Annotated in this window: 23 protein-coding genes and 1 pseudogene; 10 read left to right on the top strand and 14 right to left on the bottom strand. The window is 68.4% G+C overall.

All coding sequences use genetic code 11. From position 1 onward, the window contains the following. Both FAB82_RS15615 and FAB82_RS15610 read left to right on the top strand, forming a co-directional pair. A pseudogene (locus FAB82_RS15615) lies at positions 1-640 on the top strand (hypothetical protein); the annotation flags it as partial. A gap of 48 nt (positions 641-688) precedes the next feature. Next, complete coding sequence (locus tag FAB82_RS15610; RefSeq protein WP_136535455.1) at positions 689-922, top strand: hypothetical protein; 234 nt, start codon at positions 689-691, stop codon at positions 920-922. 17 nt (positions 923-939) lie between these two features. On the opposite strand, the gene FAB82_RS15605 is transcribed toward FAB82_RS15610, so the two are convergent. Genes FAB82_RS15605 through FAB82_RS15590 form a run of 4 tightly spaced genes read right to left on the bottom strand, consistent with a single transcriptional unit; the run spans position 940 to position 4,431 of the window. Continuing rightward, complete coding sequence (locus FAB82_RS15605; RefSeq protein ID WP_136535454.1) at positions 940-1,548, bottom strand: LutC/YkgG family protein; 609 nt, start codon at positions 1,546-1,548, stop codon at positions 940-942. Then, entirely contained in the window at positions 1,545-2,984 is a 1,440-nt protein-coding gene (locus FAB82_RS15600) for a lactate utilization protein B (RefSeq protein ID WP_136535453.1), read from the bottom strand. The genes FAB82_RS15605 and FAB82_RS15600 overlap by 4 nt, the downstream gene beginning before the upstream one ends. Then, the gene (locus FAB82_RS15595) at positions 2,981-3,676 is read right to left on the bottom strand and encodes a (Fe-S)-binding protein (RefSeq protein WP_136535452.1); all 696 of its coding nucleotides are present in this window, start codon (positions 3,674-3,676) and stop codon (positions 2,981-2,983) included. The genes FAB82_RS15600 and FAB82_RS15595 overlap by 4 nt, the downstream gene beginning before the upstream one ends. Before the next feature lie 14 nt (positions 3,677-3,690). After that, the gene (locus FAB82_RS15590; RefSeq protein WP_136535451.1) at positions 3,691-4,431 is read right to left on the bottom strand and encodes a GntR family transcriptional regulator; all 741 of its coding nucleotides are present in this window, start codon (positions 4,429-4,431) and stop codon (positions 3,691-3,693) included. Between the two features lie 70 nt (positions 4,432-4,501). Between FAB82_RS15590 and FAB82_RS15585 the strand changes: the two genes are divergently transcribed. The 5 genes from FAB82_RS15585 to FAB82_RS15565 are packed head-to-tail and all read left to right on the top strand — an operon-like array spanning position 4,502 to position 9,213. Further along, positions 4,502-5,506, top strand: coding sequence for an aldo/keto reductase (locus FAB82_RS15585; RefSeq protein WP_136535450.1), 1,005 nt, complete (start codon positions 4,502-4,504; stop codon positions 5,504-5,506). Next, positions 5,503-6,351: an amidohydrolase family protein gene (locus FAB82_RS15580; protein WP_168801620.1), complete on the top strand. Its 849-nt coding sequence runs from the start codon at positions 5,503-5,505 to the stop codon at positions 6,349-6,351. The genes FAB82_RS15585 and FAB82_RS15580 overlap by 4 nt, the downstream gene beginning before the upstream one ends. After that, on the top strand, positions 6,348-7,178 hold the full coding sequence (locus FAB82_RS15575; protein WP_136535448.1) for a fumarylacetoacetate hydrolase family protein: 831 nt from the start codon (positions 6,348-6,350) through the stop codon (positions 7,176-7,178). Before FAB82_RS15580 ends, FAB82_RS15575 begins: the two co-directional genes overlap by 4 nt. Next, positions 7,175-8,467 (top strand): enolase C-terminal domain-like protein, encoded by a 1,293-nt coding sequence (locus FAB82_RS15570; protein WP_136535447.1) that lies wholly within the window; start codon positions 7,175-7,177, stop codon positions 8,465-8,467. Before FAB82_RS15575 ends, FAB82_RS15570 begins: the two co-directional genes overlap by 4 nt. A 5-nt stretch (positions 8,468-8,472) precedes the next feature. Further along, the gene (locus FAB82_RS15565; protein ID WP_136535470.1) at positions 8,473-9,213 is read left to right on the top strand and encodes an SDR family NAD(P)-dependent oxidoreductase; all 741 of its coding nucleotides are present in this window, start codon (positions 8,473-8,475) and stop codon (positions 9,211-9,213) included. Between the two features lie 20 nt (positions 9,214-9,233). Here FAB82_RS15565 and FAB82_RS15560 read toward each other — a convergent pair whose 3' ends face one another. From FAB82_RS15560 to FAB82_RS15550, 3 genes are all read right to left on the bottom strand, one after another. After that, complete coding sequence (locus FAB82_RS15560) at positions 9,234-9,818, bottom strand: hypothetical protein (protein ID WP_136535446.1); 585 nt, start codon at positions 9,816-9,818, stop codon at positions 9,234-9,236. A gap of 112 nt (positions 9,819-9,930) precedes the next feature. Then, on the bottom strand, positions 9,931-10,917 hold the full coding sequence (locus tag FAB82_RS15555; protein WP_136535445.1) for a hypothetical protein: 987 nt from the start codon (positions 10,915-10,917) through the stop codon (positions 9,931-9,933). Between the two features lie 132 nt (positions 10,918-11,049). Next, positions 11,050-11,415, bottom strand: coding sequence for a MarR family winged helix-turn-helix transcriptional regulator (locus FAB82_RS15550; protein WP_136535444.1), 366 nt, complete (start codon positions 11,413-11,415; stop codon positions 11,050-11,052). 108 nt (positions 11,416-11,523) lie between these two features. Here FAB82_RS15550 and FAB82_RS15545 point away from each other — a divergent pair, with 108 nt between their 5' ends. Both FAB82_RS15545 and FAB82_RS15540 read left to right on the top strand, forming a co-directional pair. Further along, complete coding sequence (locus tag FAB82_RS15545; protein ID WP_136535443.1) at positions 11,524-11,922, top strand: RidA family protein; 399 nt, start codon at positions 11,524-11,526, stop codon at positions 11,920-11,922. A gap of 288 nt (positions 11,923-12,210) precedes the next feature. Then, positions 12,211-13,344, top strand: a complete 1,134-nt coding sequence (locus FAB82_RS15540) for a phosphatase PAP2 family protein (protein WP_168801619.1) — start codon at positions 12,211-12,213, stop codon at positions 13,342-13,344. Here the strand turns inward: FAB82_RS15540 and purM are convergent. The 3 genes from purM to FAB82_RS15525 form a co-directional block, all read right to left on the bottom strand. Further along, on the bottom strand, positions 13,341-14,432 hold the full coding sequence (gene purM, locus FAB82_RS15535; RefSeq protein WP_136535441.1) for a phosphoribosylformylglycinamidine cyclo-ligase: 1,092 nt from the start codon (positions 14,430-14,432) through the stop codon (positions 13,341-13,343). The two genes, FAB82_RS15540 and purM, sit on opposite strands and share 4 nt — an antisense overlap. Next, a complete protein-coding gene (gene purF / locus FAB82_RS15530; RefSeq protein WP_136535440.1) occupies positions 14,429-15,973 on the bottom strand; it encodes an amidophosphoribosyltransferase in 1,545 nt (514 codons plus the stop codon). Before purF ends, purM begins: the two co-directional genes overlap by 4 nt. 190 nt (positions 15,974-16,163) lie before the next feature. Further along, the gene (locus FAB82_RS15525; RefSeq protein ID WP_136535439.1) at positions 16,164-18,287 is read right to left on the bottom strand and encodes a carboxypeptidase regulatory-like domain-containing protein; all 2,124 of its coding nucleotides are present in this window, start codon (positions 18,285-18,287) and stop codon (positions 16,164-16,166) included. A gap of 185 nt (positions 18,288-18,472) precedes the next feature. On the opposite strand from FAB82_RS15525, the gene FAB82_RS15520 reads away from it, so the two are divergent. Then, on the top strand, positions 18,473-18,823 hold the full coding sequence (locus FAB82_RS15520; protein ID WP_136535469.1) for a sterol carrier family protein: 351 nt from the start codon (positions 18,473-18,475) through the stop codon (positions 18,821-18,823). A gap of 228 nt (positions 18,824-19,051) precedes the next feature. Here the strand turns inward: FAB82_RS15520 and purL are convergent, their stop codons facing one another. The 4 genes from purL to purB all read right to left on the bottom strand — a co-directional run bounded on the left by purL (position 19,052) and on the right by purB (position 23,855). After that, on the bottom strand, positions 19,052-21,349 hold the full coding sequence (purL, locus tag FAB82_RS15515; protein WP_136535438.1) for a phosphoribosylformylglycinamidine synthase subunit PurL: 2,298 nt from the start codon (positions 21,347-21,349) through the stop codon (positions 19,052-19,054). Next, entirely contained in the window at positions 21,346-22,029 is a 684-nt protein-coding gene (gene purQ / locus FAB82_RS15510) for a phosphoribosylformylglycinamidine synthase subunit PurQ (RefSeq protein WP_136535437.1), read from the bottom strand. Before purQ ends, purL begins: the two co-directional genes overlap by 4 nt. After that, positions 22,026-22,295, bottom strand: coding sequence for a phosphoribosylformylglycinamidine synthase subunit PurS (gene purS / locus FAB82_RS15505; RefSeq protein WP_136535436.1), 270 nt, complete (start codon positions 22,293-22,295; stop codon positions 22,026-22,028). Before purS ends, purQ begins: the two co-directional genes overlap by 4 nt. Positions 22,296-22,400: 105 nt before the next feature. After that, complete coding sequence (gene purB / locus FAB82_RS15500; RefSeq protein ID WP_136535435.1) at positions 22,401-23,855, bottom strand: adenylosuccinate lyase; 1,455 nt, start codon at positions 23,853-23,855, stop codon at positions 22,401-22,403. Positions 23,856-23,964 lie beyond the last annotated feature (109 nt).

The following is a 23,964-nucleotide window of genomic DNA, read 5'->3' as shown; positions in this document are numbered from 1 at the left end:
AACGCGGGTGCGCGGCAACCAGCCGCGCACCCGCACCAACCAAAACAGACTTTGCGGTCTTCCACCTGATCGGTGGAGTCAATCCAGGATGACCACGTCCAGTCGGCGAGGCTGCGGACTCCTTCAACTCTTTTGGAGTTCGGCCCGGACAACACCGTTCATCATCAATTCGCTCAGCACCGCTGACGACATCATGCTCACGGTCTTCGCAACCCTCGCCCATCGCAACCACCCAGAGATCAACTCCGCACTCGACACTCTGGCCGACGCCCTCGCCGGCATCGACCTCGAATCCGCCAAGTTCTTCGCCGAGTACGTCGAGGTCGGCCTCGACAAAGGTAGCGCCCGCACCCACTGGAAGGGAATAATCATGACCATGACCTACTCGTTCACCGCCAAGTTCCAAGAGGAACTGAAAGCCGAGGGCCTCGCCGAGGGCCGCGAGGAAGGCCGCGAGGAGGGCCGCGCAGAAACGCTGATCAGCCTGCTTGCGCTGCGCGGTGTCGCCCTGACCTCCGACCAACGGCAACAGGTGTTGGAGTGCCGCGACGAACAGATCTTCCTCGAATGGCTCCAGCGAGCGATGACGGCGACGAACGCGGCCGACGTTTTCGAGTCGACGCCGCGCCAAGACTCGTAGTCGAGGAAGAAAGTGAGCATCCGATACGGATCTGCGCTTCGCCGAGACATGACAGCGCTCGGCTACATACTGGGGCGAGCGGAGCTGATGGAACAACAAGCTTGGGAAAGCCGCAGTTGGGCGATGATCACCTTGCTTGATTGGCGGCGCATCCGCCTGGAGCCCGATCAGGAACGACGAATACAGGAATGTCGTGACAGGCAGCTCTTCGAGGAATGGTGGAACCGCGCTCTGACCACGGCGACAACTGCCGATGAGGTGTTCGACCCCTCCAATCCATGAGTCGACCGTGGTGGAGATCAATCGTCGAGGATGACCACGTCCAGGCGGCGGGGGCCGTGGACTCCCTCTACCCGTTGGAGTTCGATGTCGCTGGTGGCCGACGGGCCCGAGATCCAGGTCTGGGGGCTGGTCGCGCTTAGACGCGGCAACGCCTCCGCCAGGTGGCCCACGATCTGGTCCCTTCGGACCACGATGACGTGGTGGTCCGGGACCAGCGTGATCGCTCGTCTTCCTTGCGCCGCACCGGTGTCCAGCATGATCGTGCCCGAGACCGCCACGGCCGCGGCGCAGCCGGTCAGGACCGCGTCCATCGCATCCAGGTCGTCGGCGTCCATGGGCTCTGGGTCCAGGGGATCGTCTTCGATGAAGATCGCTTCACCGACCCGCCATTCCTGGGGAAGATCGGCAGGGACGACCACAGGTTGCCCTTCGTCCAGGATGTCGGCGATCGATTCGATGCCGTGATGGACCTGGGCCTTGTAGTCGACCAGCCGGTCGATCAGCAGCTCGACCACCTCGGTATCGCCGGCCAGGGCGCGCCGGTACTCGCGCGGCGCCTCCGCGGCCTCGCCCGCTCCCTCTAGGGACCGGCGCATTCGGTTCAGGATGTCCTCGCGCGCGCTCATCGCTCCCGTTCCTTCCACCAGTCTCGGAAGCTCTCCTGCGGCGGCATCGGCATGTCCCGGCTCACCGTCCATTTTGATCCCGGCCAGGGGAGCCTGCGCATATAGCCCTTGTTTCGCCACGGCCTCGTGAAGAACCGGGCGGCACCCAGGGCCGCGCGCCAGAGCTTCGGCCTCGCCATCACCGCTTTGGCAGCGCCCATCGCGGCCTTCTCTCCCGCCTGGTGCGGGCCCTCCTGCCGCAGATGAACGAGCACCTCGGGGATATTGATCTTGACCGGGCACACCTCGTAGCACGCCCCGCAGAGACTGGAGGCATACGGCAGGTCGTCGTGCCGGCCCGGTTCCAGTTGGGGCGCAAGGATTGCGCCGATCGGACCCGGATAGACGTGCCCGTACGCGTGACCGCCGGTGCGCTCATAGACCGGGCACACGTTCAGGCAGGCCGAGCAGCGGATGCAGGACAGCGCCTGGCGGCCCACTTCGTCGGCCAGGACATCGGTTCTTCCGTTGTCCAGCAGGATGATGTGGACGTCCTTCGGGCCGTCGCCGTCGGTCGCCCCGGTCCAGATCGAGGTGTACGGGTTCATGCGCTCGCCTGTGGAGGAACGGGGCAGCAGCTGCATGAAGACTTCGAGGTCCGTGAAGGTCGGCAGGAGCTTCTCGATACCGACGATGCTGATCAGCGTCTCGGGCATGGTCAGGCACATCCGGCCATTGCCCTCGGACTCGACCACGACGAGCGAACCGGTCTCGGCCACCGCGAAGTTCGCACCCGACACCGCCACCTTCGCCGACAGGAATCGCTTCCGCAGGTGCAGGCGGGCCGCCTCGGCGAGCGCCGCCGGGTCGTCGGTCAAACCGGTCGGAGCATCGATCATCTTTCCGCGAAAAATATCGCGGATCTCGGTGCGGTTGTAGTGGATCGCGGGCACGAGAATGTGGCTGGGCTTGTCCTCCGCCAGCTGGACGATCAGCTCCGCCAGGTCGGTTTCCCACGCCCTCAGGCCCTGGGCCTCGAAGAACTCGTTGAGTTCGATCTCCTGGGTCGCCATCGACTTGACCTTGACGACCTCATCGGCGCCCGCCTCGCGGGTGATGCGCGCGGCGATCGCATTGGCCTCGACGCCGTCGCGCGCCCAGTGAACCGTGGCGCCGGCCTCGGTCGCCTTGCGTTCGAACTCGATCGCGAGTTCGGGCATGCGGTGCTGGACATCGGCCTTGATCGCGGACGCGGCGTCGCGCAACTGTTCCCAGTCATCGAGCTCCCCCGCCACCTTGGCACGCTTCTCGCGGATGGTGCCGGTGGCGTGGGCGAGGTTGGCGCGCATCTGCGGCATCCCCAGGGCGACCTTGGCGGCCTTGGGAAACTTCGCCCCCGCGGGAATCAGGGAGGAACTGGGAACGACCTCGGGGACCGTGCCTGCGTTAGCGCTCATGCGTCGCTCGCGAGGATCTCGGCGTAGTGGACGGGGCGCGGGCCGCCGGAGCGGGAGATGCCTCCGCCGATGTGAGTGAGGCACGAGTTGTCCGCCGCCGCAAGATATTCGGCGCCGGTGCCGGAGGCATGGCGGCACTTGTCGGCGAGCATCGCTGAGGAGACCTCGGAGTTCTTGAGCGCGAAGGTGCCTCCGAACCCGCAGCACTGGTCGGCCTCGGGCAGCTCGACCAGTTCGATGTCCTCGACCGCTCGCAGCAGCCGCAACGGCTTGTCGCCCAACCCGAGTGCGCGGGTGCCGTGGCAGGTCGGGTGGTAGGTGACGGAGTGCGGGAAGCGCGCGCCGACATCCTCGACCTCGGCGACGTCGAGGAGGAACTCCGAGAGTTCGTAGACGCGGCGGCCGATGTCGGAGCCGGTCAGGTCGGGGTACTGGTCGCGGACCATCGCGGCGCACGAGCCCGAGGGGGTGACGACGGCGTCGTAGGAGTCGAAGACGGCCTCGAAGGAGCGCGCCAGCACGCCCGCGTCCCGGCGGTACCCGGAGTTGGCGTGCATCTGGCCGCAACAGGTCTGCGCGGCGGGGAAGTCGACCTCGTATCCGAGGCGCTCCAGGACCGCCACGACCGCCTTCGGCGTGGACGGGTAGAGCGCGTCATTGACGCAGGTGATGAACAGGCCTATGCGGCTCAAGGGGAACCATCACCTCACTGTGTGGTCTTGGCGCGTTTGGCGCGCGGCTTCGCGGCGCTGGCGGCGGACTCGGCGTTCCGGAACGCGGTGGCGTGCCGGACGCGTGAGCGTTCGAGGTGGCGACGCATCGCCTCCTCCGCAGCAAGCGGTTTCTTCCCGATGATAGCCGCCGCGATCGCCTGGTGTTCGGCCTCGGTCTCCCGAATGAACTCGGGTTCGAGATAGGCGCGGTGCAGGTGCAGGTGGGCGTCGAGGCGGCGGATCGCGTTGGCGAACTGGCTGCTTCCGTGCCTGGCCACCTCCCAGTGGAACCGGGCGTCGGCCTCGGTGAACTCGAGCTGGCTCAGTTTGGCGTCGCTGTGGAATTCGCCGCCGCTGGATTGGGCCAGGTTCTCCAACCCGACGATCTCGTTCAAACCTTCCGGGTGCTCCTTCCGAGGCCGCTCGGCGGCCATCCGCGCGGCGATCGGCTCCAGGAGGAGGCGGATCTCGAAGAGATCGTTGAACTCCTTGGAGGTCAGCAGCGGCGTGACCGTGTATCCGACGAGTGGACGCCGCTCTACGAGACCTTCAGCTTCCAAGCGCGCCAACGCTTCCCGAAGCGGCGTCTGCGAGAACCGCATTGTCCGAGCGAGGCCGTCGATGCTCAGCTTCGTGCCGGGTTCGAGGACACTCTGCAGGATTCGTGATTTCAGCTCGCTGTGAGCCTTGTCGGCCAAGGTCTCGCGTTTAGGCACCACCAGCATTTCTCCCATAGGATATATCCTATAGGATGTCCGGTGGGGAGCTTCGGACGCACGCTGAGGCTCGCTCAAACCGCCTCATATGTCCGCATTGGAGAGATCTGTGGCCGCAGACCATCCCGCTCTTGAACGGCGCCGCATCGGGAACACCGAGGTCTCCGTCTCCTCCTTCGGACTCGGGTGCGCTCCCCTTGGAGGATTGTACGAACCGGTGACGCCGCAGGCCGTGGCCGCGACGATCGCGGCCGCCCTGGACGGCGGTGTCCGGCACTTCGACACCGCGCCGCACTACGGTGCCGGGCTTTCTGAGCAGCGGGTTGGAAGCGCTCTGAGTTCTCGCTCCGAAGCGGACGTCACGATCTCGACCAAGTACGGTCGCGTCTTGGTCGACCACGAGGGCACCTGGGACCTGTGGGCCGAGCCCAATGGCAAGGCCAGCGCCTTCGACTTCTCCTACCGGGCCGCGCACTCCAGCCACGAGGAGAGCCTGGACCGCCTCGGCATCGACCACGTCGACATCGCCCTCATCCACGACCCCGACGACCACCCGGACGAGGCCCTCGCCGGGACATACAAGGCGCTCGCCGAGCTAAAGGCCGCCGGGCGCGTCGGCGCCATCGGTATCGGCATGAACTCCACGGACGCGGCCGCCGACCTGCTCTCGCGAGCGGACTTCGACGTAGCCCTCATCGCCGGGCGCTACACCCTGCTCGATCAATCAGCGCTCGATAGGCTCTACCCCCTCTGCCGCTCGCGCGGCGTCTCCGTCATCGCCGCCGGGGTGTTCAACTCCGGGATCCTGGCCGATCCCCGGCCCGGGGCGACGTTCAACTATGCCGCGGCGGACCGACAACTTCTCGACCGCGCGCTCGCCATCTCCCGGATCTGCGATGGCCACGGCGTGCCGCTGCGCGCCGCCGCCCTCCAGTTCCCCGCCGCTCACCCCGCCGTCGCCTCGATCCTCGTCGGCGCCCGCACTCCGGAAGAGATCGAAGACGCCCTCGCGATGTATCGACACCCCATTCCCGGCGCGCTCTGGCACGACCTGCGCAGCGCCGGGTTGCTTCCCGAGGAGGCTCCCGCTTGAGCACCCGTCCTGTCATCGACGCGCATCAGCACGTCTGGACCGCCGACTATCCGTGGCTGGCCAAACCCGGGTACGAGGCCATCCACCGCGACTTCGGCGTCGCCGACCTGCGCGCCAACCTGAAGGCCGCCGGCGTCGACCGCACGATCCTGGTCGAGGCCGACTGGGGCCACCCGTCCGAGACGGTCGAGTTCCTGCACCTGGCCGGGGCCGTTCCCGAGGTCGCCGGGGTGGTCGGCTACGTCGACCTGCTCGATCCCGACCTGCCGACCACGTTGGGGCGCTATACGACTCACCGCCATACCCGCTATCTCGTCGGCCTTCGCGACCAGGTCCAGGCCAGGCGGGACCCGGACTTCCTGGCCCGGCCGGAGGTCGTCTCGGCGCTGCGGCGGATCGCCGGCGCCGTCCCGACCTTCGACCTCATCGTCCGCGTCGACCAGCTCGACGCGGCGGCCCGGGCCGCCGCGGCCGTGCCCGAGCTCCAGTTCGTCCTCGACCATCTCGGCAAGCCGCAGATCCGGGACGGCGCGGCGGGCCTCGCGGCCTGGAGGGAGGCCGTCGGTCCGCTCGCCAAGCGGCCCAACGTGGTCGCGAAGCTGTCCGGGCTGGTCACCGAGGCCGACTGGGAGCACTGGACGCCGGAGGACCTGCGGCCCTTCGTCCAGGCGGCGCTGGAACTGTTCGGCCCGGACCGCCTCATGTTCGGATCCGACTGGCCCATGTGCGAACTGGCCGCGCCCTACACGCGCGTCAAGGAAGCCCTGATCGAAATCCTCGGCGGCGAGGATCCCGACGTCTTCTCCGCCACCGCCCAGCGAATCTATCGAATCGGAGAGCAATGAAGTACCTGCGCATCGGCGAGCCCGGCCTGGAAACGCCCGTCGTCTCCCACGAGGGCGTCCACTACGACCTCTCCGGTCTCTACAGCGACATCGACGGCGAGTTCTTGGGGCGCGGCGGAGTGTCCAGCGTGGCCGAACTTCCCGTGATCGACATTGCCGGGCAGCGCATCGCCCCGCCGATCGCCAAGCCCGGCGCCGTCGTCTGCATCGGCATGAACTACGCCGCCCACTGCGCCGAGTCGGGGCTCGAGCCCCCGGCCGAGCCGGTCGTGTTCTACAAGCACCCCAATACGATCGTCGGTCCCGGCGACGACGTCCAGATTCCGCGGGGCTCGACCCGCACCGACTGGGAGGTCGAACTGGGCGTGGTCTTCGCGAAGCCCGCCTCCTACCTGGAGTCCGAAAAGGAGGCTCTGGACTGCATCGCCGGACTGGTCGTCGCCAACGACCTCTCCGAGCGCGAGTTCCAGATCGAGCGCTCCGGCGGCCAGTTCTCCAAGGGCAAGGCCTGCCCCACCTTCACCCCGCTCGGCCCGCACCTGGTCACGCTCGACGAGATCGCCGACGTCCAGGACCTGCGCATGTGGTCCAAGGTCAATGGCGAGATCCGCCAGAACTCGACCACCGCCGACATGATCTTCTCGGTCGCGCACATCATCTTCCACATGTCGCAGTTCATGGCCTTCGACGCCGGCGACCTGCTGCTCACCGGCACCCCCGAGGGCGTCGCGCTGTCCGGCCGGTTCCCGTACCTGGGGGCCGGGGACCTGGTCGAGGTCGGCATCGACGGGCTCGGCAGCACCGCGAACCCGACGGTCCAGGCATGACGATCACGGCTGTGGACGTCCTGGACGTCCGCTTTCCCACTTCATCGGGGCTCGACGGCTCGGACGCGATGAACCCCGACCCCGACTACTCCGCCGCCTACGTCGTCCTCCATGCCGACGACGGCCACGAGGGCCACGGGTTCACCTTCACCATCGGACGCGGCAATGACATCTGTTGCGCCGCCATCGAAACGCTCAGCGAACACGTCATCGGCACCGACGTCACCGACCCGTACGACCTCGGCGAGCTGTACCGGGCCCTGACCCACGACTCCCAGATCCGCTGGCTCGGCCCCGAGAAGGGCGTCATGCACCTGGCCGCCGCGGGGCTGATCAACGCAGCCTGGGACCTCGTCGCGCGCCGGGCCGGACTCCCGCTCTGGAAGTACCTCTCCGGCCTCGACCCCGACCAGATCGTCGACAGCGTCGACTGGCGCTATCTCACCGACGCCCTCACTCCCGGGGAGGCCCTTGACATCCTGCGCGCCGCCGAGGACGGCAAGGCCGAGCGCGTCGCCGAGATCGAGCAGCGCGGCTACCCCGCCTACACGACCTCGCCGGGCTGGCTCGGCTACGACGACGAGAAGGTCGTGCGCCTCGCCCGCCAGGCCGTCGCCGACGGCTACACCCAGATCAAGCTCAAGGTCGGGGCCGACCTGGAGGACGATCGGCGCCGCTTCGCCGCCGCCCGCGCCGCCGTCGGACCCGGCGTGCGCATCGCGGTGGACGCGAACCAGCGGTGGGACGTCAACCAGGCCGTTGCATGGGTGAGCGCGCTGTCCGAGTTCGATCCCTGGTGGATCGAGGAGCCGACCAGCCCCGACGACATCCTCGGGCACGCCGAGATCCGCCGCCGCCTCGCCCCGATCAAGGTGGCCACCGGCGAGCACGTCCACAACCGGGTGATGTTCAAGCAGCTCCTGCAGGCGGGCTCGATCGACTTCCTCCAGTTGGACGCGGCCCGCGTCGCCGGCGTCAATGAGAACCTGGCGATCCTGCTGCTGGCCAAGAAGTTCGGCGTCCCGGTCTGCCCCCATGCCGGGGGCGTGGGACTGTGCGAACTGGTCTGCCATCTGTCCATGTTCGACTACACGTCCGTGAGCGGGACCATGGACGACCGGGTGATCGAGTACGTCGACCACCTCCACGAGCACTTCACCGCGCCCGCCGTGATCAAGAACGGCCGCTATGCCGCGCCCACCGCCCCCGGCTTCTCGGCCGAGATGAAGCGCGAGAGCCTGCTGCAATTCGCCTACCCGCACGGTCCTGAATGGAGAAATCGCGCATGATTCCGATGGTTCAAGATCTCAACGGCCTCACCGTCATCATTTCCGGGGGCTCCTCGGGCATCGGCGCGGCCGCGGCCGACGCCTTCGCCGCGCGCGGCGCGAAGGTCGCCGTACTGGACCTGAACAAGAGCGAGAAACACTGGTCGCAGCCGTGCGACGTCTCGGACGACCACCAAGTACGCCAAGCGGTCGAAGCCACCGTCGACCACTTCGGCAGCATCGACATCCTGGTCAACAATGCCGGGATCGGCGCGATCGGGACCGTGGAGGAGAACTCGGACAAGCAGTGGTTCCGCGTCCTGGACGTCAACCTGCTCGGCATGGTGCGCCTGTCGCGGGCCTGCCTGCCGCACCTGCGCGACTCGACCGAGGCCGCGATCGTGAACACCTCGTCCATCGCGGCGACGACGGGCCTGGTCAACCGCGCCCTGTATTCGGCGTCCAAGGGCGCGGTCCACTCGCTGACCATGGCGATGGCCGCCGACCATGTGGCCGAAGGCATCCGGGTCAACTGCGTCAGCCCCGGGACGGCCGACACCCCGTGGGTGGCCCGCCTGCTCGACCAGGCGGAGGACCCGGTCGAGGAGCGCCGCAAGCTCGAAGCCCGCCAGCCCACCGGCCGTCTCGTGTCTCCCGAAGAGGTGGCGGCCGCGATCGTCTACCTCGCCGACCCCGCCAACAAGTCGATCACCGGCACCAACCTGGCGATCGACGGTGGCGTGGCGAGCCTGCGACTGGTCCGATAGGCCAAGGGCCACAGCCCGAATCAGCTCAGGATCAGATACGGGGCGTAAGCGAGTGCGATGAAGCGGATCGACCGCCCCGCCAGGCAGACGACGACGAACATGGACACGCTGATGCGGGTGTTCGCCGTGTAGACGCAGGTCGCCAGCAGCGGCGGGATCCCGAAGACCGCGCTGAGGAAGAGGATCGGCGCGGTGAGGACCGGCCGGTCGAGCTGCTCCGTGAGCCGCTTCGCCGCGGCGCGGAAGGGACCGGTCCGCCCCTCGGCGCGCCGATCCGGGACCTGATCGAGATCCGCTCCGGCGTCCGGCTCGGGATGGCCCTGGCCGAGCCGGGCTCTGTCCGCGACCTCGCCACGGCGCCGGCCCACGCGTGCTTTGGCGGCGCCGACCCATCGGCGCAACCTGGCTGACCGCAGAGCCCCGCGCGCGCCGAGGAACACGGTGGTCTTGCCGGCGGTCTGCCCGATCGCCGCGGCCAAGCCGAGCCCCACCGGGCTGCAGCCGGTTGTCGCGGCCACACCGACGACGTACGGCTCGATGGCCGTCACCGGGACGAACGCCGAGAACGTCGCGATGAAGCAGGTGGTGAGGTAGACCGCGATCACGAACGCTGCCGTCCAATGAAAAGGGGTGTGGTGAGGCCTGAGCTTAACAGGACCACCCCACCCGGGAAAGGATCTCGATCGGCCAGCGGGGGTCGGAGTCGGGGCGGCCGGTCTACAATGTGGTCTTCAGTTCGACCTGCGCCCCGTCGATGGCCTCGCGGATCTCGGCGGCGAGGCCGTGGCGGCCGTCGTCGCCGAGCAGGTCGGTGCGCATGAAGGTGACGCCGCGCAGGCGGCCATATCGGTCCACTGTGGCTCGACAGAGCCTGGTCGAGGAGTATGCCTCGCACAGGAACGTGTCACCCTTGCTCGCACCCGAACCCGGCTTGGGGAACGAGTCGTGCTTACCCAGTTCCTTCGCGCGGTTCCACCGCTGCTTCTCCGCAACCACCCAGGCGCGCAGGACGCACACGGCGATCGACCTGCCGCCCATGCGCTCCGCGCCGCGCAGCAGCTCGAGATCGCGCATCGAACCGTCGAGCCCGAGGGTCACCGTCGCCACCGCATTCGAATCGGTGCCGGAGAACTCGGCGTCCAGCAGCGACTCGCGCATCTCCGCGGTTTTGCGCTGCTCGGCCTCGAGCGCGGCGCGGAGCCGCAGCACCTCGGGATCGTTGGCCGCGGCGGACTCGGCAGGGTAGGCGGCGGCGAGCGTCGCCATATCCGGCTCGGAACCACCGGGAAGCCTCGATGCGGACGCTTCCGCGACGATCCGGTCGGCCGCCTTCCGAAAGTCCGGATGCAGCTTGGCGATCTCTCGGATGACCAGGTGCTGAGCGGTAATGATCTGCCGCGGGCTGATCTCGCCGCGCCGACCGCCCTCCACGAGTGCCCGCAGCACCCGCTTGACGCCCCCGCCGTACTGGGGATGCCGGGCGGCGACCCGCTCGGTGAGGTCGTCCACCTCTTCCCGGGACGGATGCTCGCCGAAATATTGGGAGAGCGCGGCGTCGAACACTCGGTTCACGGTGTCGCGGTATGCGAGGCGTTCCGGCTCGGCAAGCTCCCGATAGGAGATGCGGGCATTGCGGTCGCCGGTCTGGATGTACAAGACGAGCGCCCCGGGTCCAGAGGATGAGCCGGGCACTGATCGGGGCATGGGTGTCCTTGTCCTGGGCGGGCCGCCGATGGGAGGCGACGGAGTCGGGCGATGGGGCGCTGCCGGAATCCGCCGAGTGTACGAGGCCGGAACAAGTCAAAGGCGGCCCTCGGTCGAAGGCACGCGGTCGTACTACGACAACGCCGCCGCCGGTTCACTGAGCGTTCTGTCGAGGACTTCGGCCATCGCACTGCTCGCCTCGCGGCCCTTCTCAGTGATGACGCAATAGGCGCCCCGGTTGTCGTCGGGGCAGAGGTCTCGATAGGCGTAGCCGAGGCTCTCCAGGCGCGGCATCATGCGCGTGATGGAACTCTGGTTGACATCAAGGACTCTGGCGAGCGTCCGCAACCGCAGTTCGCCCTCCTCTGCCGCGGCGACGGCGCGCAGTGCGCGGTAGTCGAGCAGGCTGAGGCCGAAGCCTCGTTTCAGAGCTGCGGCAAGGCGCTTCTCAACCCGGGCGCGGCGGTCGGACTCTTCGAGCCAGTCGTCGATGGACATGGGCCCTCCCCTCGTTGACGCGGTACGCCGACCATGATAGCTTGTTGCTTGCGCAAGCAAAGGTTGTTTGCGCAAGCAACATTCTCATCGTCAATGGAGGAGGCCGACATGTCCAACCACCTCACCGCCATCAGGACCGAGCCCGACTGGTACGAGCCGTACGCCATCAGCCAGGCCATCCGAGCCGGCAACACCGTCTACGTCTCCGGCCAGGCCGGGATCGACGAACATGGCCGGACCGTCTCCGATGACTTCGAGACCCAGATGCGCCAGAGCGTCGCCAATATCGAGCGCGTGCTCGCTGAGGCCGGCGCCACGCTCCGCGACATCGTCAAGGTGACCATCATGGTCACCGACATGGCGAATCTGGAATCGGTCGTCAAGATCCGCAAGGAGGTATTCGACAAGCCCTACCCGGCCGACAACCTGCTCCAGGTGGCGGCGCTGGCCTCCCCGGAGTGGAAGGTCGAGATCGACGCGGTAGCGGTCGTCCCGGAGACAAGGTGAACGAACCGGGTCGGATCGGTGACCGGGACACTGCGGCAACGTGACCAGTCTCCCCCGGTAACGGCCCAGGTCATTACAGTTGCGTCGCAAACCACACGATACATACCGACCCGGTAACAAATTCGGTCCAGTTCGGGTGTGGCGGCATCAAAATTCACTTTTACAGGCCAACATCCAAGGATGCCATCCGAATCGAACCGGCCTACGAGCGTGCGCAGGAGTGCAGGCATCACGGACCGAGGTGTAACAGTCAGTGACAAGGCCGTTATCCAACAGCTGATCACGCCGTTGCGCCGCTACATCCCCGTCGGCTGGTTCGATTGGGAACCGTTCGCCAAGCGGCCGAAGAGCTGGTGGCCCGACCTCTACATGTTCCTCGGCTTCCTGATCATCACGGTCTTCCTGTCCTACCACTCCTGGCTCGTGCAGCTCGACTACGACATCCGGTACTGGGGCTATACGCACAAGGTCGAGTGGCTTCGCGAAGTCGCCCATGGATTCTCGATGCTCGGGCAGGCCAAGTGGGTGGCGCCCTTCACGCTGGGGTTCGCGGCCTGGCAGGCGCTGCGGGCGCGTTCGATCCGGTCGCTCCTGATGTACGTCCTGTCGTTCATCACGCTCGCGATCATCCTCGGCATGAAGCACCTGATGGGCCGCCCGCTCTCGCAGCACCCCTTCCAGCTGGCCGACGCCACCGGCTACGAGGGCGCGATCCTCTTCACCTACTACGCCGAAGGCGGCGGCGGGAACATCCCCGACGCGACCGCCTTCCCCTCCGGGCACGCGGTCAACACGATCCTGCTGTTCGGCCTGATCGTGATGCTCATCGGCGACCTGCTGCCCAAGTGGGTGCGCTGGACCCTCCTGATCGCCCCTCCGGTGCTCGTCGCCACCTCCCAGGTCTACCTGGGGCACCACTGGTTCGCCGACGAGCCGGCCGGAATCCTGTTGGGTCTCATCCTCATACGCTGCGCCAAGCGCGTGGCGTGGCATGAGATCCCGCTGGGCCCGCTGAAGATCTTCGAACCGGCGCGGCGCTCGACGATCCTCATCGCGACGATCCTCATCGTCGGCTGCATGATCACCCCGACCCTGCACCTGGTCCCGGCGCTCACCCTGGCCGCGACGCTGCCGGTGCTCGGCATCCTGTGGCTGTGGCTGTTCACCAAGCTCGCCCACCGGCGCGACGCGAAGGCGGCCGCCGCCGAGGCGGCCGAGGCGGCCGCGATCGACATCGCGTCGAGCACCGGCCGGTCGGACGCCGCCACCGGCGGCGGGCCGGCGAACGCCGACGGCTCGGCCGAAGCGAAACCGGTAGAGGCGGACACGAAAACGTCCTCCCCGGACGAATCCGGGGAGGACGACGACGAGAACGGGAGCGGATCGGCCGCAGACGGCCGAATCCCCGGTCAGCGTTCCTAGCCGGCCTTCTGGTAGCTCCCGGTGAGCTTGACGCCGCCGTCGCCGGCGGCGATCTCACCGATCGTCCACGCCTCGACGTGGCGGGCCGTCAGCACTGCCAGCGAACGGTCGACCTGGTCCGGGGCGACGATGGCGACCATGCCGATGCCCATGTTGAAGGTCCGCTCCATCTCCTCCTCGGAGATGGAGCCGGCGCGCTGCACGACATCGAACACCGGGTTCGGTGTCCACGTCGAGCGGTCGATCTCGATCTGGAGTTCCTCGGGGACCGAGCGCACCAGGTTTCCGGCGATGCCGCCGCCGGTGATGTGCGCGAAGGCGTGCACGTCGCACTCCTTGATCAACTCGAGGCAGTCCTTCGCGTAGATGTAGGTCGGGGTCATGAGCTCTTCGCCGAGCGTGCGCTGGTTGCGGTCGGCGGTGGCGAACTCGGGGATGACGGTGCCGAGGTCCATGCCGCCCACGCCGAACAGCGCCTCGCGCACCAGCGAGAAGCCGTTGGAGTGGACTCCGCTGGCGCGCATGGCGATGACGACGTCGCCGGGCTTGACGCGCTCGGGGCCGAGCAGCTTGTCGGCCTCCACGACACCGACGCCGGTGGCGGAGATGTCGTAGTCGTCGGCCTTCATGACGCCGGGGTGCTCGGCGATCTCGCCGCCGATGAGGGAGCAGCCCGCGTAGCGGCAGCCGTCGGCGATGCCCGCGCCGATGTCGGCGATCTTCTCGGGCACGACCTGGCCGGTGGCGATGTAGTCCAGGAGGAACAGCGGTTCGGCGCCGCACACGACGAGGTCGTCGACGACCATCGCGACCAGGTCGATCCCGACGGTGTCGTGGATGTCGAGCTTCTGGGCGATGACGAGCTTGGTGCCCACACCGTCGGTCGAGGAAGCCAGGAGCGGCTTCTTGTACTTCTCGGTGTCGAGCGCGAAGAGCCCCGCGAAGCCGCCGATGCCGCCGACCACTTCGGGCCGCGTGGTCTTGCGGATCGAGGGTTTGAGGGCTTCGACCGCCCGGTCGCCGGCCTGGATGTCCACGCCCGAGGAGGCGTAGGAGATGGTCCTCTGAGTGGTGGTGCCGCTGCTCACGCTGTGGTCCCTTCCCGCACTTTCGTGCTCGCTGCGTCGGTGCCTTGCGGTGCTTGCCGTGCTTCGGGGGGTTGGGGTGCCCCAGGTGCCTCCGCATGGGATTCCATGAGGTGCTTGCCGATCAGGTCGGCGGCGGGCAGCTCGATCGGGTAGACCCCGTCGAAGCAGGCCCGGCAGAGGCTGGAGGCGGGCTGCTCGGTGGCGCGGACGAGGCCGTCCATCGAGACGTAGCCGAGGGAGTCGGCGCCGATCTGGGCGCGGATGCCGTCGACGTCGAGCGATCCGGCGATGAGCTCGGCGCGGGTGGCGAAGTCGATGCCGTAGAAGCACGGCCACTTGACCGGCGGCGCGGAGATCCGGATGTGGACCTCGACGGCCCCGGCCTCGCGGAGCATCCGGACGAGGGCGCGCTGGGTGTTGCCGCGGACGATCGTGTCGTCGACGATGACCAGGCGCTTGCCCTTGATCTGGTCGACGAGCGGGTTGAGTTTGAGGCGGATGCCCAACTGCCGCAAGGACTGCGAGGGCTGGATGAAGGTGCGGCCCACGTACTGGTTCTTGGTGAAGCCCTGGCCGTACGGGATCCCGGACTCCTCGGCGTAGCCGATCGCGGCGGGGATGCCGGACTCGGGGACGCCGATCACGAGGTCCGCCTCGACCGGGTACTCGCGGGCGAGGGTGCGGCCGACCTCGACGCGGGTGGCGTAGACGTTGCGTCCGGCCAGCTTCGTGTCGGGGCGGGCGAGGTAGACGTACTCGAACAGGCAGTTCTTGGGCTCGGGGTTGGCGAAGCGGGTGGAGCGCAGCCCGTACTCGTCGATGGTGATCATCTCGCCGGGCTCGACCTCGCGCACGAAGGTCGCGCCGATGGTTTCGAGCGCGGCGGTCTCGGAGGCGACGGCCCAGCCGGAGGCGAGGCGGCCCAGGACCAGCGGGTGGACGCCCTGCGGGTCGCGGGCGGCGTAGAGCGAGTTCTCGTCCATGAACACCAGGCAGAAGGCGCCGCGCAGCTGCGGGAGGACGCGTTCGGCGGCGGCCGCGACCGACTCGTCGGGGTGAGCGGCCAGGAGCGCGGTGATCAGGTGGGTGTCGGAGGTGGTCGAGCCCATGTCGATGCCGAGCTTGCCGACCTCTTCGAGGAGATCGGCGGTGTTCACCAGGTTCCCGTTGTGGGCCAGGGCGATCGCGGTGCCCGTGGAGGTGGACCGGATCGTCGGCTGGGAGTTCTCCCAGGTCGGGGCGCCGGTGGTGGAGTAGCGGGCGTGACCGATGGCCAGGTGCCCTTGCAGGGGCGCGAGCGTCGACTCGTCGAAGACCTGCGCGACCAGGCCGAGATCCTTGTACACCGTGGTGTGGGAGCCGTCGGAGACGGCGATCCCGGCGGCCTCCTGGCCGCGGTGCTGCAAGGCGTAAAGCCCGAAATAGGTGAGTTTGGAGACCTCTTCGCCGGGGGCCCAGATGCCTACGACGCCGCAGGCGTCACGGGGACCTGGATTTTCGGGATCGAGTTCCGCGGTGAGAAGACCGTCACCTCGGGCCACTGCAACTCCTCGGTTGGCTGGGGCTGAAACGGCTCGCAAGCCCAGGCTCGCGAGCTTCGGCAGAACTGCCACGTCAAAGTCTATCCGAATCGACGGTAAACACCACCTGCGCGACGGCGCGGATCTGGCCCGAATCGGTGCCGTGCCTCACCACATCAGTCGAGGTGCGCCCCTCCGGTTTGCACCCGTCTCACCAGGAGCGCGGCCGGTCGTCCCATTCTCCCCAGCCCTTGCGCTCGGACTCCGGGCGCTGGTCCGGGTTCTCGTCCTCGACGCCGTGCTGCGGCATCGGACGGGTGGAGCCGTAGTCGCCTCCGGCCTGCGGACCGGCCTGCGGACCGGCCTGCGGACCGGTCGGCGGCTGGGCCGGGGGCGCGTACGGGTCGCGGCCCATGGCGCCGCTCGGGTAGGGATCACTGGGCCCAGGCCCGGGCCTGGAACCGTAGGCGCCGGTGCTGGAGTTGGCGCCGCCGGACTGCGGCGCGGGCGGCTGCGAGGAGTATCCGCCGGCGCCGGCCGGCTGGGACGGGTAGGCGCTGGTACCGCCCGGCTGGGACGAATAAGCGCTGGTACCACCCGGCTGGGACGGGTAGGCACTGGTGCCGCCCGGTTGCGACGGGTAGGCGCTGGTGCCACCGGGCTGCGGGGAGTACCCGCCGCCCTGCGGCTGGCTCTGCGGCTGCGACGGATACGCGCCGGTGCCCGGAGGCGGCGACGGCTGACCGTACTTGGGCGCGTAGGGATCCTGGGCCGACGGCGACGCCTGCGGCTGCGACCCGGACATGAGGTTCGGGTTCTGCGGATCGAACATCGAACCGCCGGCACCTCCCGCCGGGGGCGGGGTCGGCGACGGGTGCGGCTGGGTGCCGGTGTCGGCGCCGAAGGAACTCGGTGGCAGCGGAGCCGGCGGATTCGCGGCCGGGTTCACCTGCGGCATCACCTGCGTCGAGTCCGAACCGGAGGCGTGCGGGGCGTCGGGGAAGCCGGAACCGGCCGCGTTCTTGACGGTCGGGAGGATCTGGGTGTCGTTGGGGCCCATCGCGGGCCCCGCGGCGCCGGGCCCGCCGGCCTGCGGCATCACCTGGGTCGAGTCTGCCGCGCCGGGACCATATGACGGTCCGAAGCCCTGCGTGGGGGCGCCGTACGAAGGCGCGCCCTGATCCTGCACGAGCGGTCCGTTGTAGACAGTGGTGGGAGCGTCGGCACCCGGCGCGGGGCCGGCCTGGTAGACGCCGGGCGTGCCGACCTGCGCGGCCGTGGGGGTGTGCTCGGGCGCGACCTCGGCGAAGTTGTCGTCGTCCGAGTCGTCCTTGTCCTTGCCGCCGCGCAGCAGGAACACGATGCCGACGATGCCGCCGACGACCAGGAGGCCGCCGACGATGATGAGGAACAGCAGGGTGCCGGAGATGCCGCCTTCGTCATCCCCGGTTTCCTCGGTCTCCGCCGCCTGGGTGGGAGCCGGTTCCGACTCCTCCGCCGCGGTGGTCTCCTCTTCCTTGGCGACCTCGGTGAGCGTCACGTTCGTGGGATACGAGGAGTTCGCAGGGACATTGATCTCCTTCTCATCCGTCTCGTAGCCCTCCTTGGAGATCGTGAGCTTCATATCGCCGGGCGCGATCGGCTTCTCCGCGGTGCCGGTGAGTTTGAAGGTGCCGTCGGAACCGGTGGTGGTCTCGTGGTCAGTGCCCTCGGCGTCGGTGACCACGACCTTCGCGCCATCGACGGGCTCCGCGTTGGAGGTGACGGTGCCGCTGATCTCGCCGGCGGTCTCGACCGCGGGCGCCTTGCCGTTGACGGTGATGCTGGTCTTCTGCTCGCCGCCGTCGTAATGGACCTTGACCTCGCCGACCTGGTTGGTGCCCTCGGCCAGATCGGACTCGGCGACAGGAGTGATCAGGAACTGCACCTGGCGGGTCTCGCCGGCGGTCATCTGCGAACAGGTGGCCGCGCCCTCGCCGGTGCGCGTGCAGTTGTTGCCGATGTCCTGGACGTCGATGGTCGCGAGGCCGTCGATGCCGGACAGGCTCGCGGAGACTTTGATGTCCTTGGGGCCCTGACCAGGCGCGAAGGTGGTCATGACGTCGACCGTGAGCGTCGCCGGGGAGCCACCGACATCGATCCAGGAATCGGCGCCGCCGCTGATCCAGGCCTCGGCGTCCGCGGCACTCGCGGCCCCGGGAATGGAGAGCGCGCCGAGGAGCGCGCCGACGACCACGGCGAGCCCGGCGAACCGTGCTCGCAGGCGACCCCGTCGCCCTTGCTCGGACCGCGAGACGTTAGTCTTGGTCCAGCTCGGATCGGCCGCTACGGTCATCTACATCCCCTCCTGGGCATGCCTTCCACGGGCACAACTCACCCACGGTCGCGGGTCGTCGTCGCCACTATGCCTGGTCTCGATTCGGTTACGGGACCGGGGTGCGGTCACTGCGGCGTGCGCCGACAGGATTCAGCACGTATCCGCGCAGTCTAGCTTGAGGATGTGAACACTCAGTGGACGCTGTGGCCCGCGCCATCGCCGCCCTCGACAATGCCGAGGAGCCGGACCGGGAGACGCTGAAGGGCGCGGTGCGCGAACTGCTGCACGCGCTGGCGGAGAAAGCCCCCGGTCACACCGTCGAGGTGCGCGTCCCGCCGTATGGAGCGGTGCAATGCGTGGAGGGCCCGCGGCACCGGAGGGGGACGCCGCCGAACGTCATCGAGTGCGCCCCGATCGTGTTTCTCGAACTGGCCTGCGGGCGTGTCGACTTCGCGGATGCAGTGCGGGCGGGAAGGGTCAGCGCCTCGGGCCAACGGGCCGATCTGACGGACTACCTTCCGCTGGTGGACAAGGACGGCGAAGAGCCGGCGTGAGCCGCCTCCGCTGATCTATATGCCGGGCCAATCTACATGCGGGACCGAACTGCGTGCAGGACCGAACTGCTTGCAGGACCGATCTGCTTGCGGGCACGCGAAAGCGCAGGTAACAAGGGGACCCCTAGGCTCAAGTCTATTGCCCGGGTGTGACAAAACCGCCCCGGCGATGGACGCCGGGGCGGAACTGTTTTTCTCTCGCGTTTGCTCTCGGTTTTACTCGCGCTTTTAACCTGCTGCGCCTTGGGCTCCGAGCTTCTCGGCGATGCGGCCCTTCCAGGCTGCCAGGATTTCCTCCCGGCCGATGTCGAAGTGGTCCCGCAGGTGCAGGCCGTCGGTGTTCGCGTCCGCGACGCCCAGCGGCGTGATCGGCAGACCGCGCTGCTCGCACGAGGCCCGAACCGCTTGCTCCTGGCCGCGCGGGATGACCACCATCACGCGCCCGGTCGACTCGCTGAACAGGTACGTGAACGGGTCCGCCCCTTCGGGAAGCAGGATCTGCGCACCCATCCCCGAGTGCGCAATCGCCTCCACCAGCGCCTGCGACAGCCCGCCCTCGGAGAGGTCGTGCGCCGCGGCGATCTGCTCGTTCCCGGCGAGCGAAGCCAGCAGATCGGCCAGCTTCATCTCGTGGTCCAGGTCGACCAGCGGCGGAACCCCGCCCAGGTGCCGGTGCGTCGCCCAGGCCCACTCGGAGCCGGAGAACTCCTCCCGGGTGGTGCCGATCAACGCGATCGTGTCGCCGGTCCGGCCCAGCCCCAAGGGGATCCGCTTCGCGACGTCGTCGATCACGCCGAGGACGCCGATGACCGGCGTCGGGTGAATCGCCTCGCGACCGGTCTGGTTGTAGAAGGAGACGTTGCCGCCGGTGACCGGGATGCCCATCTTCTGGCAGCCGTCGGCGATGCCGGTGACGGCCCGCTCGAACTGCCACATCACGTGCGGGTCCTCCGGCGAACCGAAGTTCAGGCAGTCGGACACGGCGATCGGGGTCGCGCCGGTGAGCGCGACGTTCCGGTACGCCTCCGCCAGGTTCAGCTGCGCCCCAACGTAAGGGTCGAGTCGGGCGAACCGGCTGTTGCCGTCGAGCGAGAGCGCGATGCCGATGCCGGAGCGCTCGTCCAGGCGCAGCACGCCCGCGTCGTGCGGGGTCCCGAGCACCGTATTGCCGAATACCGAGGAGTCGTACTGCTCGGTGATCCAGGTCTTGTCGCACAGGTTCGGGCTGGCGGCCATGTCGAGGACGGTCTGGCGGATCTCGTCGTCGGTGGTCGGACGCGGGAGCGTCTCGGCGCGGTCGACGGCGATGAGCGCCAGATCGTTCGGCTCGGTGAAGGGCCGCTCGTAGACGGGGCCCTCGTCGGCCAGGCTGGCCGGCGGGACGTCCACGACGGTCTGCCCGTGGTAATCGATGACGAGCCGGCCGGAGTCGGTGACCTCACCGATCGCGGTGGCCAGCAGGCCCCAGCGCTGGGCGCGGGCCAGCACGTTCTCCACGTTGGCCGGGTCGACGATGAGGAGCATGCGCTCCTGCGACTCAGAGGCGAGAATGTCGTGCGGCTCCATGCCCTTGGCGCGCAAGGGAACAAGCTCGAGGTCGACGTGCATGCCGCCATCGCCGGCCGCCGCGGTCTCGGACAGCGCGCAGGTGAGCCCGGCGCCGCCCAAGTCCTGGACGCCGACGACCAGGCCGGTGTCGAACAGTTCGAGGCAGACCTCGATGAGGAGCTTCTCCTCGAACGGGTCGCCGACCTGGACCGAGGGGCGCGAGTCCTCGTCGCCGTCCTCGGAGAAGGTGGCGCTGGCGAGGACGGAGACGCCGCCGATGCCGTCCCGGCCGGTCTTGGCGCCCAGCAGGATCACGACATTGCCGGTGCCGCTGGCCTGCATGGACTGGAGGCGCGCGCGGGGCATGACGCCCACGGCGAGCGCGTTGACGAGTGGGTTGCCCTGGTAGCAGGGGTCGAAGACGGTCTCCCCGCCGATATTGGGCAGGCCCACGCAGTTGCCGTAGTGGCTCACGCCGTCGACCACGCCGGGCAGGACCCGGGCGGTGTCGGGGTGGTCGATGTCGCCGAAGCGCAGCGAGTCCATGACGGCGATGGGGCGGGCGCCCATGGCGATGATGTCGCGGATGATGCCGCCGACGCCGGTGGCCGCGCCCTGCTTGGGCTCCACGAAGGACGGGTGGTTGTGGGACTCGACCTTGAACGTCACCGCGATGTTCTCGTCAATGGCGACGACGCCGGCGTTCTCGCCGATCCCGGCCAGCAGGCGCGGGGTCTTCGGGTTCTTCTGGCCGAACTGCCTCAGGTGGACCCGTGAGGACTTGTAGGAGCAGTGCTCGGACCACATGATCGAGTACATGGCCAGTTCCGCCTGAGTGGGGCGGCGGCCCAGGATGTCGCGGATGCGCGCGTACTCGTCGTCCTTGAGGCCCAGCTCGGCCCACGGCTGCTTCTCGTCGGGGGTCGCGGTGGCGACGCCGACGGTGTCGACGGCAACGTTGAGCGGCTGTCTTGTCATCGGACTGCTCCCTCACTCAAGTGGGACAGGACCGAGGCGACGATGCCGAGGCCGTCGGTGGACGGACCGGTCAGCGCCTCGACGGCGTGCTCGGGGTGGGGCATGAGGCCCACGACGTTGCCGGCCTCGCTGCACACCCCGGCGATGTCGCGCATCGAACCGTTCGGGTTGTCGGCGTAGCGGAAGACGACGCGGCCGGAGTCCTCGAGTTCGTCCAGCACCGCTTCGTCGGCGACGTAGCGGCCCTCGCCGTGCTTGGCGGGGAAGACGACCTCGGTGCCGGGTTCGAAGGCGCGGGTCCACGCGGTGCGCTCGGTCTCGACGCGCAGTCGGGTGGGGGCGTTGCGGTAGCGCAGGTGGGCGTTGCGCACCAGAGCGCCGGGCAGCAGGTGCGACTCGCACAGGACCTGGAAGCCGTTGCAGACGCCGATGACCGGCATGCCGGCGTCGGCGGCGGCCTTCACGGTGTCCATGACCTGGCTGAAGCGGGCGATGGCTCCGCAGCGCAGGTAGTCGCCGTAGGAGAAGCCACCGGGCAGCCACACGCCGTCGACGCCCGAGATCTGGGCGTCGTCGTGCCACAGCCGCACCGGTTCGGCGCCGCCGAGGTAGACCGCGCGGGCGGCGTCCCGGTCGTCCAGCGAACCGGGGAAGGTGACGATGCCGATGCGGGCACTCATGCGTGCTCCGCTCCGGTCTCGACCGACTCCTCGACGGCGATGGTGAAGTTCTCGATGACGGGGTTGGCCAGGAGTTTGTCGGCGATCACGCGCGACTGCTCCTCGACGTTCGATGCGTTCTCGTCGAACTCGATCTCGACGCGCCTGCCGATCCGCACCGACGACACGTCGGTGACGCCGAGCCGGGGCAGCGCCCCGAGGACGGCCTCGCCCTGCGGGTCGAGGATTTCGGTCTTCAGCATCACGTCGACCACTACACGGGCCACGGTCGCACTCCTGTCGGTCACATGGACGGAACGGGGCAAGCATATTCATCGGCTCTGACCAGGGCCAGTGTCGAGTTAAGGACGACGGGGCTGCGTCACAGCGAGTCATAGGATGTTTCCTGGCCGGTAGGCGGCCGCTTCAGGGTGGGCCTTCGCCGCCGCGGCCACACTTTCGGTGACCCGGTCGACCTGTTCGCCAGCGGCGCCAATGAATTCACCCGTATCGGCGACCAGGGCGTCGAGTGCGGCGCGGTCCATCGGGAGGCGCTCGTCGGCAGCGTAGCGGTCGAACAGATCGTTGCCCTTCTGGCCGGTCTCGCGCATGGCGCGCGCGACGGCGACGGCGTGTTCCTTGATCGCCTCGTGCGCGTCCTCGCGGCCGGCGCCGCGCTTGATGGCCTCCATCAGGACCTTTGTCGAGGTCAGGAAGGGTAGGTAGCGGTCGAGCTCGGCGCCGATGACGGCCGGGTAGGCGCCGAAATTATCGAGGATGGTGAGAAAGGTCTCATAGAGTCCGTCGACTGCGTAGAACAAGTCGGGCAAGGCCACCCGTCGGACCACCGAACAGGACACGTCACCCTCGTTCCACTGGTCGCCGGCGAGCTCCCCGAGCATGGCCGCGTAACCGCGGGCGACGACGGCGAGGCCGTTCACCCGCTCGGAGGAACGGGTGTTCATCTTGTGGGGCATGGCGGACGAGCCGACCTGGCCCTCGACGAAGCCCTCGGTGGCGAGCTCGGCGCCGGCCATGAGGCGGATGGTGATCGCGGCGGACGAGGGCGCGGCGACGGCCTGGACGAGGGCGGAGCCGACCTCGTAGTCGAGCGAACGAGGGTAGACCTGGCCGACGGAGGCGAAGACGCGGTCGAAGCCGAGGTGGGCGGCGACGCGGTGTTCGAGCTCGGCGAGTTTGGCGGTGTCGCCGTCGAAGAGGTCGAGCATGTCCTGGGCGGTGCCGACCGGGCCCTTGATGCCGCGCAGGGGGTAGCGGCGCAGGAGTTCCTCGATGCGATCAAAGGCGACGAGGAGTTCCTCGGCCCAGGTCGCGAAGCGCTTCCCGAGGGTGGTGGCCTGGGCGGCGACATTGTGGCTGCGGCCGGCCATGACGAGGTCGCGATACTGCTCGGCGCGGGCGGCGAGGCGGACGGCGGTGGCGATGAGGCGGTCGCGGACCAGTTCGAGGGACTGGCGGACCTGCATCTGCTCGACGTTCTCGGTGAGGTCGCGGCTGGTCATGCCCTTGTGAATGTGCTGGTGGCCGGCGAGGTCGGAGAACTCCTCGATGCGGGCCTTCACGTCGTGCTTGGTGATGCGCTCGCGCTCGGTGATGGCGTCGAGGTCGACGGTGTCGATGACGCGCTCGTAGTCGGCGATGACGCCGTCGGGAACGGCGACACCGAGATCGGCCTGGGCCTTGAGCACCGCGAGCCAGAGGCGGCGCTCGGCCTTGATCTTCCCGACCGGGTCCCAGATATCGCGCATCTGACGGGAGGCGTAACGCTCGGCGAGCACATTGGCAGTCACGGGGCAATCATGACAGGGGGAGTGAACGGCGATCATCCCCAGGCCCCCGGGTGGAGGCGTGTCGCCCACCCACCTGGCCCCCGCATTGCGGCCTTCCGCTCATCCCCAGGTCCCCGCACCGGTCGTCCCCGGGTTCGCGCATGAC

This window comes from Glycomyces buryatensis (assembly GCF_004912275.1).
In the GTDB taxonomy this organism is placed as follows: domain Bacteria; phylum Actinomycetota; class Actinomycetes; order Mycobacteriales; family Micromonosporaceae; genus Glycomyces; species Glycomyces buryatensis.
The sequence above is the reverse complement of the archived record's forward strand: the minus strand, read 5'-3'. Positions and strand labels throughout refer to the sequence as shown.

What these genes read in the sequence shown, in the direction of transcription:
- FAB82_RS15610 (WP_136535455.1), top strand. Translation starts at nt 689, where the DNA reads ATGACAGCGCTCGGCTACATACTGGGGCGAGCGGAGCTGATGGAACAA.
- FAB82_RS15605 (WP_136535454.1), bottom strand. Translation starts at nt 1,548, where the DNA reads ATGAGCGCGCGCGAGGACATCCTGAACCGAATGCGCCGGTCCCTAGAG.
- FAB82_RS15600 (WP_136535453.1), bottom strand. Translation starts at nt 2,984, where the DNA reads ATGAGCGCTAACGCAGGCACGGTCCCCGAGGTCGTTCCCAGTTCCTCC.
- FAB82_RS15590 (WP_136535451.1), bottom strand. Translation starts at nt 4,431, where the DNA reads ATGGGAGAAATGCTGGTGGTGCCTAAACGCGAGACCTTGGCCGACAAG.
- FAB82_RS15585 (WP_136535450.1), top strand. Translation starts at nt 4,502, where the DNA reads ATGTCCGCATTGGAGAGATCTGTGGCCGCAGACCATCCCGCTCTTGAA.
- FAB82_RS15575 (WP_136535448.1), top strand. Translation starts at nt 6,348, where the DNA reads ATGAAGTACCTGCGCATCGGCGAGCCCGGCCTGGAAACGCCCGTCGTC.
- FAB82_RS15570 (WP_136535447.1), top strand. Translation starts at nt 7,175, where the DNA reads ATGACGATCACGGCTGTGGACGTCCTGGACGTCCGCTTTCCCACTTCA.
- FAB82_RS15565 (WP_136535470.1), top strand. Translation starts at nt 8,473, where the DNA reads ATGGTTCAAGATCTCAACGGCCTCACCGTCATCATTTCCGGGGGCTCC.
- FAB82_RS15555 (WP_136535445.1), bottom strand. Translation starts at nt 10,917, where the DNA reads ATGCCCCGATCAGTGCCCGGCTCATCCTCTGGACCCGGGGCGCTCGTC.
- FAB82_RS15550 (WP_136535444.1), bottom strand. Translation starts at nt 11,415, where the DNA reads ATGTCCATCGACGACTGGCTCGAAGAGTCCGACCGCCGCGCCCGGGTT.
- FAB82_RS15545 (WP_136535443.1), top strand. Translation starts at nt 11,524, where the DNA reads ATGTCCAACCACCTCACCGCCATCAGGACCGAGCCCGACTGGTACGAG.
- FAB82_RS15525 (WP_136535439.1), bottom strand. Translation starts at nt 18,287, where the DNA reads ATGACCGTAGCGGCCGATCCGAGCTGGACCAAGACTAACGTCTCGCGG.
- purL (WP_136535438.1), bottom strand. Translation starts at nt 21,349, where the DNA reads ATGACAAGACAGCCGCTCAACGTTGCCGTCGACACCGTCGGCGTCGCC.
- purQ (WP_136535437.1), bottom strand. Translation starts at nt 22,029, where the DNA reads ATGAGTGCCCGCATCGGCATCGTCACCTTCCCCGGTTCGCTGGACGAC.
- purB (WP_136535435.1), bottom strand. Translation starts at nt 23,855, where the DNA reads ATGATCGCCGTTCACTCCCCCTGTCATGATTGCCCCGTGACTGCCAAT.